Annotated in this window: 12 protein-coding genes and 1 pseudogene; 6 read left to right on the top strand and 7 right to left on the bottom strand. The window is 62.0% G+C overall.

Annotated elements, in window-relative coordinates; genetic code table 11:
• Positions 1-798 precede the first annotated feature (798 nt).
• Entirely contained in the window at positions 799-933 is a 135-nt protein-coding gene (locus J2X09_RS26675) for a hypothetical protein (protein ID WP_310309890.1), read from the bottom strand.
• Between the two features lie 425 nt (positions 934-1,358).
• Positions 1,359-2,702, bottom strand: a complete 1,344-nt coding sequence (locus tag J2X09_RS26670; RefSeq protein WP_204734750.1) for a hypothetical protein — start codon at positions 2,700-2,702, stop codon at positions 1,359-1,361.
• A 148-nt stretch (positions 2,703-2,850) separates the two neighbouring features.
• Here J2X09_RS26670 and J2X09_RS26665 point away from each other — a divergent pair, with 148 nt between their 5' ends.
• Positions 2,851-3,513, top strand: coding sequence for a hypothetical protein (locus tag J2X09_RS26665; protein WP_204734749.1), 663 nt, complete (start codon positions 2,851-2,853; stop codon positions 3,511-3,513).
• On the opposite strand, the gene J2X09_RS26660 is transcribed toward J2X09_RS26665, so the two are convergent.
• The 3 genes from J2X09_RS26660 to J2X09_RS26650 all read right to left on the bottom strand — a co-directional run bounded on the left by J2X09_RS26660 (position 3,464) and on the right by J2X09_RS26650 (position 4,466).
• On the bottom strand, positions 3,464-3,643 hold the full coding sequence (locus tag J2X09_RS26660) for a hypothetical protein (protein ID WP_204734748.1): 180 nt from the start codon (positions 3,641-3,643) through the stop codon (positions 3,464-3,466). The genes J2X09_RS26665 and J2X09_RS26660 overlap by 50 nt on opposite strands.
• A gap of 77 nt (positions 3,644-3,720) precedes the next feature.
• Positions 3,721-4,056, bottom strand: a complete 336-nt coding sequence (gene tnpB / locus J2X09_RS26655) for an IS66 family insertion sequence element accessory protein TnpB (RefSeq protein ID WP_076195897.1) — start codon at positions 4,054-4,056, stop codon at positions 3,721-3,723.
• Entirely contained in the window at positions 4,053-4,466 is a 414-nt protein-coding gene (locus tag J2X09_RS26650; RefSeq protein ID WP_204734747.1) for a transposase, read from the bottom strand. Before J2X09_RS26650 ends, tnpB (J2X09_RS26655) begins: the two co-directional genes overlap by 4 nt.
• Positions 4,467-4,598: 132 nt before the next feature.
• Here J2X09_RS26650 and J2X09_RS26645 point away from each other — a divergent pair, with 132 nt between their 5' ends.
• The 4 genes and pseudogenes from J2X09_RS26645 to J2X09_RS26630 form a co-directional block, all read left to right on the top strand.
• Positions 4,599-5,705, top strand: a complete 1,107-nt coding sequence (locus tag J2X09_RS26645) for a ParM/StbA family protein (RefSeq protein ID WP_204734746.1) — start codon at positions 4,599-4,601, stop codon at positions 5,703-5,705.
• Positions 5,706-5,740: 35 nt separating this feature from the next.
• The gene (locus J2X09_RS26640; protein ID WP_204734745.1) at positions 5,741-6,082 is read left to right on the top strand and encodes a hypothetical protein; all 342 of its coding nucleotides are present in this window, start codon (positions 5,741-5,743) and stop codon (positions 6,080-6,082) included.
• A gap of 161 nt (positions 6,083-6,243) precedes the next feature.
• Positions 6,244-6,540 carry a hypothetical protein gene (locus tag J2X09_RS26635; protein ID WP_204734744.1) on the top strand — a complete coding sequence of 99 codons (297 nt, stop codon included), beginning with the start codon at positions 6,244-6,246 and terminating at the stop codon, positions 6,538-6,540.
• 342 nt (positions 6,541-6,882) lie between these two features.
• Positions 6,883-7,425: pseudogene (locus tag J2X09_RS26630) on the top strand (tyrosine-type recombinase/integrase); the annotation flags it as partial.
• A gap of 214 nt (positions 7,426-7,639) precedes the next feature.
• Here J2X09_RS26630 and J2X09_RS26625 read toward each other — a convergent pair.
• The gene (locus J2X09_RS26625) at positions 7,640-8,632 is read right to left on the bottom strand and encodes a hypothetical protein (RefSeq protein ID WP_204734742.1); all 993 of its coding nucleotides are present in this window, start codon (positions 8,630-8,632) and stop codon (positions 7,640-7,642) included.
• Positions 8,629-9,294: a recombination directionality factor gene (locus J2X09_RS26620; RefSeq protein WP_310309892.1), complete on the bottom strand. Its 666-nt coding sequence runs from the start codon at positions 9,292-9,294 to the stop codon at positions 8,629-8,631. Before J2X09_RS26620 ends, J2X09_RS26625 begins: the two co-directional genes overlap by 4 nt.
• On the opposite strand from J2X09_RS26620, the gene tnpB (J2X09_RS27145) reads away from it, so the two are divergent.
• Positions 9,264-9,394: IS66 family insertion sequence element accessory protein TnpB (tnpB, locus tag J2X09_RS27145; protein WP_204734837.1), on the top strand; the 131-nt coding region annotated here is incomplete at its 3' end. The two genes, J2X09_RS26620 and tnpB (J2X09_RS27145), sit on opposite strands and share 31 nt — an antisense overlap.

Here is a 9,394-nt window from a genome sequence, read left to right as displayed (position 1 = left end):
GTCACGATGAACCGACAACGGAGTCGGTCACGATGGGCCGAAATCCTCGGTCACGATACCGAAACCAGCGGTCACGTTGGTCCGAAATACCCATCCACCCTTTCCTATTTCATGCCGCCAGGGCTCCCGGCTCAGGCGCCAGGTGGGAGGGAATTTGTGATGGCGCGCCACAGAGGCCGCATCCCAGAGAACGAGAAACGTAGGTTCGCTGTTTCGCTGACGCGACCACACGTGCTCCCTAGCTGAGAAGGAGCATTGGCTGGTGGCTCCCCAGAGGGAGCCGAGTTGAGCTTGCAGTGGGCAATCCCTCATGCGAGGGCTTCGTTGCGGACGGCGCGCGAACCTGTAAGGTCCTGGTCGTGCCTCGCATCTGGGCTTTGTCTTTGCGTCCCGAATACGTCTGCCAGACTTGTTCAACAGCCTTGATTTCGTGGCTGAGGAACATCGGCAGGTGAAGCTGTCGGTATTGCTGCGTGGAGTCATTCGCCGCGGCGCTCATAGGATTTCTCCCAGATGCCGGCGATGTGTGTTTCCATCGAGCCTCCAGCTCAGTAGCCGGAAAGCGCCCCTTCCGGGGAGCTTGTCCCGGCGGGGTGGATGAATGCGGCAAAGCCACTTGGTGATTGCTGGCACGAAGGCCAGCGCTACTCGATTTGCATCGAGAAGTGCTCATGGCAGTGGCGCAGGCCAATGCCCTCAGCAGTTCTCACGCTGTCATGCGAGGTGCGGATGAGGATGGGGGAAGGGTGAGAACAAGGAAGGGCCGAAGCCCTTCCCTTCCTCAGCATGAGCAGCTGATCAGTTGCCAGCTTCTTCCAGAATCTTCTCGATTTGAGAATGACGATCCTGAACTTTGGTGGATGCAAAAGCACCCGTTCCAATGGCGAAGTAAGCGATCAGCGACACAGCGACAACCAGCAGAACTGCTTTCATGGAGATCTCCAAAAGAGGAAGCCCCAAGTAGCAATCCGCACCCAAAGGGCAATGGAATTGCCCAAATGGGAAGTTGTGATGCGATGTGCCCACCGGAGTAGGAACATCAGTTGATGGCGTGCAGGTGGCACGCAACGCAGCATTGCAGCTACGTTCTTTTCGACTACGTCGAGGAAGACGTCACGACTCGATCCACAAGCCGTCACGTCTTTCCCATGCGTCAATTCTATCCAGAGGGCATGAGCAAGGGGCCGAAGCCCCTGCCACGCGAGGCGCTTCGCGCCCCGTCATCTCTCTGTTGCTCTTTCGAGCGGCCCTCAGTGATCTACCGAGCGCAGTTACGGATCGGAATGTTCAAGTGTCCCATCTGCACCGCCGATGGTATCCAGACAGCAAAGCCATTGTTGGTGTTCCTCGCCGGCACGTCAATCGACCTGGTTCACCCTGTTCACGGCCATCAGGTGGGGCGTTTTCAGGAGCATGGCCATCGCCTTGAAGTGCTTGGCCTGCATGCGCTGACCCAGGGCCTCGCCTGGTCCGGCCGAGGAAGTCGCCAGCAGCATCGCATCTGCGGGGCGCACCAGCTGCCTGCCCAGCTGCAGCCCGGCCAGCAACACCTCATCGCCCAGCAGCATACGCATCGTCCGCTGCGGCTCCAGGGGCCCGCCGTAGGTGAACAGATGCTCCCCGCCTGCACAAACCTGCCCAGGAGACACCCCGTTCCAACCGAAAACCTGTTTGCGCCAACCGTGGGCACAGAACAGCATCGGCTCTTGGTCGTTGCGCGCCAGCGCGAGCGCCGGCACCGCCTCGCGCGAACCGCCCGCACTGCCGCCTTGCGCGTCGTTTCTCACGCTCAAACCCAGGCCAACAGGAATTGCGCCCAGCGTGTGTTTGTCGGCGACGTCACGTGCGAACGCCTCGGCCTCTGCCCGGGATTTCACGCCGAACGCCCCCACGCCAGTGATGAGCAGATCGGCGATGGCGGGTTGTCCACCGGATGCTGCAAATTGGCTGGCTGCGCTTTGCACCCTCTGCAGGCGCTGCTCTAGCGACAGCGCTGCTGTCGCGCCGAGCTGGCCCCAATGGCTATGCAGCGCAGCCGCGCGCGCCGCCTGCTTTGGCACCGCTGTGTGATCGCCTACCCCCTTGGCGACGAGGATCACGCACAGGAGTACGCTCAGGCTGCGCGGCGATTTCCAGGACCAGCCTGCGCCTTGCCCGCCGCGATCTCGCTCACTGCGTATCGCAAAGGCGAGTCCGGCAGTCATCACCGGCGCCACCACCAGCGTGAATACGCCCATGAAACCATCCCCTGCGAACGACCAGCCCCACAGCGGATGGGCCACTCCCATGAGCCCCAGGGGGGTGGCGAGCGCGATGAACCAGACGAGCACGAGGCGTGCAGCGGTGTGGGTCGCGCGGCCTTTGCGATCCACCGCAAGTGCCCACAGCCCCGCGGCCGCGGCCGACCCCAAGACCCACGCGGTGAGCATCACACTGGTGTTTCCCAAACCTCGCTGTTGCTCCCAAGCAGCCACCGGCACAAAGCACAGCGCACCGAGATAGTAGGCCCAGGCAAAGCCGAAGGCCTGGCGCCGTTGCGTACAGACCCCAACAAGGAAGGCAAAGGCAATGCAGAGGCCGGTCGCCCAGGGCAGTACCACCCAGGCAAGCGCTCCCAGGGCGGCGCCGGTGGCTGGTCCGAGTAGCCATGGCAGGCCAAATTCCGTGAAGCGGACGGCCTGCGTGTTCGAGTGCTTGTTCATCTGCCAGGCAACTTATCACGCCGAATCGTGGATTCAAGGTCTCAAACCACGTTCTTTGGGGTGATATGGGCTCGTTGGCCTGGGGCTTGGATGTCGTTACGACGCCTAAAGTCAACTGCAACATTTTCAACCAGTTGGAGAGCCCCTCATGTCCCAAGCCCCGAGTCCGGCCGAACTGGCCGCCCTCAACGCCAACGCAGTGAAGCGCCAGCGCTCGCTCCTCGATGTCTTTGGAATCGATTTCGCCCAAACCTTCCAGAGCCCCGTGGTCTTTCTGGACGACGAGCAGCTGCAGTCGCCCGTCTCCGTGCGCTTCTACCGCAAGGACTTCGCTTACCTGTCCAAGCAGCTGTACCTGGAATACCAGTACCGCAACTGGCGCGGCTTCAACGCCGAGACGCTGGAGCGCTACAACGAAGTGATCACCAAGAAGCTGCTCAACATCAACATCCTGATGACCAACACGATCAACCGTCTGGAGAAGCTGCTGCAGCAAAACGGCGTCACGCTGGAGAGCTCTCTGTTCCCCAATCCGAAGTCCCTGACCGTGCCGGTGATCGCCGCCCACGCCCGCTCCTACTTCCAAGTCCTGCGTAACCTCGACCGCGTGAACCTGCTGGCCGGCACCGCCAACCTGCTTGGTGTGATTGATTCGGTGCAGCGCTCTCAGGCCGAATTCCTCTGCAAAAAGTCCGTACGCGCCTTCCGCTCGATCCTGCAGACCGAGGTCAGCAAGCTCTACCGTGAGGCCGACCGCATCGTCAAGGAACAAGCCGCTGGCGGGGTCGTGAACGAAACTTCAGCCGCTTGAGCAGCGCGTTCTCATGCGTGAGCTTGTCGATGGTGGCTTGTTTGAAGGAGACCGTTTGGCGCAGCGACTGCACCATCTCACGCAGTTCGTCTGCGTTCAGATGGGAGAGCGTGTCGGTGGCAACGTCCATGAGGCAGAGTCTGCCAAACCAAGCCCTGCCCAGCTATCGGCACATCTCCCGATTGATGGTCACCGCCACGTCACGCGTCAGATGAGGGTGATGACGCCAGCCTCACCGAGACGCTGCCACGGTAGGCCCAGCACGAGGGCGTCGAGTTGCTCACGTTGAAGAGATTGCTGCGCCGTGCCGCCCGGTGAGGGCCAATGGAAGCGGCCTTGGTGCAACCGGCGTGCGGCCAGCCAGATGCCCATGCCATCGTGTACCAACACCTTCAAACGCGTGCCGCGCTTGTTGGCAAATAGGTAGGCCGTGTGCGGGTGTGCTGCACCGAACACCGCCACCACCCGCGCCAAAGCCGTCTCAGTGCCTGCACGCATGTCCATGGGCGTGATGGCCAGCCAAACGGCGTCGATGCGAATCACTTGAGCACCGCCGCCGCCCACTGCGCAAAGTGCGCAAAATCGGCCGCTGCGTGCATGGGCCACGTGATGCTCATCGACAGAGGCCCCTTGCGCAGCTCGACCTTGAGCTCGGCCGCAACGGCCTCCGACGTGACACTGGGCAGGCGCAGGGGGATGAACTCTGGCATCGAGGTTGATGGGGCTGGTGTGCAGGGCGGTTGCGGTTCGATGCGCTGGTGGCATCCGGTGCGTGCATGCTCTTTGAGCCAGCGGTGCAGCACATTGGCGTTCATGCCATGGCTGTTGGCCAGGGCCGCGATGGAAGTTCCCGGTTCCAGGCAGGCGGCAACCAGCTCCGCCTTGAAGGCTGGGGTGTAGGTCCGGTGGGTGCGCCGAGCGGTGTATCTCGCAATGTCTGAGTCTTTGAGCATGGTGTGCACGATGGGTTGCGTGCACACGATGTTGCGAGACGGAGAGAGTCACTTCAAGATGGGTTCACCGCGCGCTTACAAAGAATCTGCGCCAGCACATCCCGTGCGCATGTTCAACACAGAGAGTCTCAAATGAAACGCGATCTCCCCACTGCCCTCGCGCAGTCCCTCAACACTGTGACCGTCTCCAATCGCGCTATCGACGTCGGCTACGCGAACACCAAGTTCACCGTCGGCCGCAAGAAGGTGAACGGCGAGTCCGTGATCGTGGCCGACCTCTTTCCATCGATCACGGCCGTGCTGCCTAAGGGAAGGCCTTTCGAGCGCCAGGCCGGCACTCGCGCTTCGGATGGTTGCTTGACCGAGATCGACGGCGTTCTGCACTTTGCCGGCCGCGGCGTGCCGATGCACCTGAAAGGCTCGCAGCCGCGACACGTCCTCACCAACTACTGCATGACGCCCACCTACATGGCCCTCCTGCACGGTGCCATGCACTACATGCTGGAAGACGTTGGCAACCCTCGCGAGCTGGTGATTGAGCACCTTGGTCTGGGACTGCCACTCAACACCCACTATGAATACAAGGAGAAGCTGCGCCAAGCGGTCATCGGAACTCACGTGCTGGGAGGCACAGAAGACCCGCTGGGGGTGCGCACCGTGCGCGTGCTCGATGCGGATGTGATGGTGCAGCCCCTGGGCGCGTTGATGCAATACGGTCTCGTCAACCAGGGAGCCGGGTTGCGCGGCTGGAGCCTGGTGATCGACGTAGGCGGCGGCACCATCGACTACCTCGTCTCGCTCGAGCGCGAGCCGAACCACACACGCTCTGGCGCGCACCCTGAGTCAATGCTTCAGTGCGCCTACGCCGTGGCCCAGCAGATCAACCCCTCCTACCAGAACAATTTCACGGTTATCGAGGCGATCGATTTGGCCATCCGCACGCGCAGCGCGACGGTTCGTATTGCAGGCGAGGACCTGGACATTGCCAACTACAAGGGCGCCATCGACGAAGTTCTGCGCCGCGGCTACGACGCGATGCTCAGCGACGTCGGCGACTTGGCCGACTTCGACACGATCCTGGTATGCGGTGGCGGAGGTTCGGTCTTTTATGACTTCCTCTGCGAAGCGGCACCCGAACTCAAGCGTCGTCTCAAGATCGACCCCGGCTCGGCCTTCTCCAACGTGCGCGGCTTTCAGCTGGCCTCCGAGTTCGTGATGGCTCAGAGGGCGGCCAAATGACTACTCGGCGCGACTCCGTGTCCGGGGGAGACGTGGTGAAAAAGGTCCAAGCCACCAAAAGGTTTCGGGTTTCCCTTCCGCCCGACCACTTTGGCCTGTATGAGCACGTTCTGGCGATCCCTTCGCGCCGACGCGCCAAGGCCGCCCGCGCTCTGATGGTGCTTGGCTTCAAGGTCGAGCAGATGATCCACGCGGGGCTTGTTGACGCCTCCAGCGTGGGCCATCCGGAACCCGTCCAAACGGCAAATGCTTCAAAATCGCCGACCTCCCGCAAGAAGCGCCATGAACCTGATGTGGAGCCTGCGTCGTCTGCAGAAGCCGATGTCGAACTCATGGGCTCCTTGTTTGGCTCGGTGCTCTCAAGGCTCAGATCGTAGGCAACGTCGCACCGACCAGTGCGGTGACTATCCAGGAAGGGCCGGCTTTGCTGGCCCTTGTCATTTCTGCACCGACCACCCCTTGACTTCACTCGGTCTCGTGAGAACCTGATTTCAAACCAAACCAAGGTGCTGAAATGCCCCACCTGACCGAACTTGACATGACCACTGTTGACTTTCGCCAGCACTACACCCCCGATCCTCACTGGCTGCTTGGAACGGTCTTCGGCCGGGATCTGCTCAAGATGCGTCTGCGTCAGGTCGAACCGGGTCTCAAGGTGCCCGAGTGGAAGTACGCCGCGCATCTGGACCCGAAACTGGAGCGAATGGTGGATGACCTCGACCTGCGCGAGAGGGTCAAGCCCAGCACGTTGGGGGAGACGCTCAAGTTCATGACGCTTGCTTCGCGCTCGATGCTTGCCCTGAGCCGTGGCGAGCCTTTGCCCGAATGGCCCTAAGCCTGACATGATGCGTTTTCCGGTGATCGATATCCTTACCTGCGCATTCCAGCGCCGGTGATCAGCCAGATCGGTGCTGTTGCTCTTGGACGCCACTGGTCATGAACACAAGAATCTCGACTCGCCGCCGCCAATGCCACAGCGGAGTGCAGCGGCTAGACTTTAGCTTTCCGACTTGTTGCTGCCTCAGGCCATGCAAGCCTGTATGACTGCAGTGCAGCGATGGACTAAACCGCTCGCGCGGTAATCGCTCCGGCGGTATTGTGGTTATTCGCTCCGCCGCTGGTTCTGCCAAGTTGACGGGTGAGGCAATCCGCCTCGCTCTTCGACAGGAGTTGAACCATGAGCTCACTGACGCCCTCCGTCTCACCGCTGCGCCAACGCATGATCGACGACATGCGCATGCGCAAATTCAACGGCAAGACCCAGATCCACTATATCCGCGCCGTGCGCAGGCTCGCCGCCTATCTCAAACGATCGCCGGACACCGCTACCGCCGAAGACCTTCGGGCCTTCCAGTTGCACATGGTTGAGACCGGCACAGCACCGCCGACCATCAACGCCACGCTCAGTGGCCTGAAGTTCTTCTTCGATGTGACGCTGGGCCACGCCGAGCTGCTGGTCAAGGTGCAGCCCGTGCACCAGCCACGCCCGCTGCCGGTGGTGCTCAGTTGCGACGAGGTCGCCCGCCTGATCGCCGCCGCGCCGAACCCCAAGTACCAGGCGGCGCTGTCTGTGGCCTATGGGGCCGGGCTGCGTGCCAGCGAAGTCTGCGCGTTGAAGGTCACCGATATCGACAGTGAGCGCATGACGCTGCGCGTGGAGCAAGGCAAGGGCCGCAAGGACCGCTACGCCATGCTCTCGCCCGTGCTGCTCGAGCGACTAGGCATCACCGTCGCACGCGAGCATGCCGCGCGCAACCCCACCTGGCATGAGCACCAAGGGCCCGCCCTTCACCGATAGCGTGCCGCTGACGATGCCTTCGATGACGACGCCGCCTTCGCACTCCAGCGTTCCCTCGTATTTGGTGCCGGGCGCGATTCGGTTGACGATCTTCATCGCGACTGGATCGATCACGATGCTTTCATTGTTGGTCTGGTTACTCAAGGCTGTACTCCTTTGCACCGGCGAAGACCTTGCCCTGCTTGACATCGATGCTCTTGATCATGTCGCCGTTGGGCAGCTTTTCGCCAATCTTGAATTGCTTGGGCAGGCGGGTTGCTGTGTCGGTGAACACAGCGTACTTACCGTCTGGTGTGATTGCGAGCAGGCCCTTGCCTTGGGCGGTCGGTTGCGCCGATGCAGCCCTCGGCTCAACCACGGAGGCCGGTGCCGCCTTGCCAGCTGCAGGGGCACTGGGTTGCGGGCCAGCCGGCTTGGGAGTCCTCTCCTCCGTCACATCCAGAATCACGGCTGGTGGCTTTGGCTCGTTGGACGCCTTGGGAGCATCCTTTGACGCCTTGGGGGTCTCGCTACTCGGTGTCTTCGCGCTTTGCGCCACCGGCTCTGCCCGTTTGGTCGACGGCAACGGTGATGGCTCGGCCTTAGGCAGTCCGATCGGCAAGGCCGCGACCTGGTCGGGTTGGGCAGCCGCCGCGGGCGCGCCGATCGGTAGGTCCGCGCTATTGGCCTTGGGCACAGGCCCTTCATGCGTCTGGATGACCAGCAGCTTGTCTTGTGCGCTGGGTTGAAACGGCTCGTCCAGCGTGCGCACGCTCTCGGCCATCTTGAGCACAGGCAACGCAGCAGGCTCTTGTGGAATAGTGGGTGACAGTGATGCCTGTGCGGGCTCGTCCTGGCGCAACAGCACCCCAATCGCAATGCCAGCCAGCGCAAGTGCCAACGCTGCGCCAGCAAGGGTCGTGACGCGGGTCGTTACGCGCGTGGTGCCGCGTGCCTTGAGCACCAGCAGTCTGGAGCGCTTCTTTAGGGTGATGCGGCTCAACAGCGTTGTGGCACCTTGCCACTTTCCATCGCGCCATTGCAGCGTATTGGTGTGGTCGGACGCACTCAGGCCCTGCCCCACTGCCTGGCCCAGGTTCAAAGTGAATGCCTCGCTGACGACAAGACGGGTGATGTCGGCCTGACTCATGGTTCGACGCTTTCGGGTTCGTTGGTTTTTGCTCGGGATTCGCTGGCGCGACGCACTGCATCGGCAATCACGCTTCCCGCCGAATCTTTCGCCGCCTCAGTCGCAGCCCCGGCCGCGGTCACAGATTCAATCCGCCGCTGAGCCACGCGTCGCGTGACACGCGTGGGCTCGTAGAAGTCGCTGACCAGCTGGAAGTCGTCGCTCAACGTCTCCATCGGGTCTTGCTCCCCCGCAGCGCCCGTGAAGACCTCATCGAACTCGTCAACCAGGCCTTGCGCGCTGGCCGCATCTCGGGCCAGCTTGACCGTGGCCATGGCATCGGCGTCACTCGCGGCGTTGACCGACAGTCGCAACAGGTCGAATGGCTGATAGTTGCTGGCCACATTGCTCGCCTTCCACATCTGCAGCTTCAGCGGGACGTGCCGCAGGCCAGCAAAGCGATGCTCGATCATGCGCAGTTGTGCGCTGAGTGTGCGAAAGTTGTTGATCGAGGATGACCGGACCTCGAAGACGCTGAGCAGATCGTCCTGGCCGTCGATCTGCACGACCATCTTTACCTGCCGCCTGCATGCGTTGCCTGCTGCCTGTGCGAACGCGCAGCGCTCCGGCCCAGGACAGGGTACTTGGGTGATTGTCTGCGTGGAGTCGCCCGCAGTGCTCAGGCGGGTATCTGTTCGCCAATCGACGAGCCAACCGCATGAAGGTGCTGGTGCACGACGGCATCGGTGTCTGGCTGGCGGCCCGGCGCCTGAATAGCGGCAA

It is taken from the genome of Hydrogenophaga laconesensis, assembly GCF_031457235.1.
GTDB lineage: Bacteria > Pseudomonadota > Gammaproteobacteria > Burkholderiales > Burkholderiaceae_C > Hydrogenophaga > Hydrogenophaga laconesensis.
This window is presented reverse-complemented; position numbering and strand designations above follow the sequence as displayed.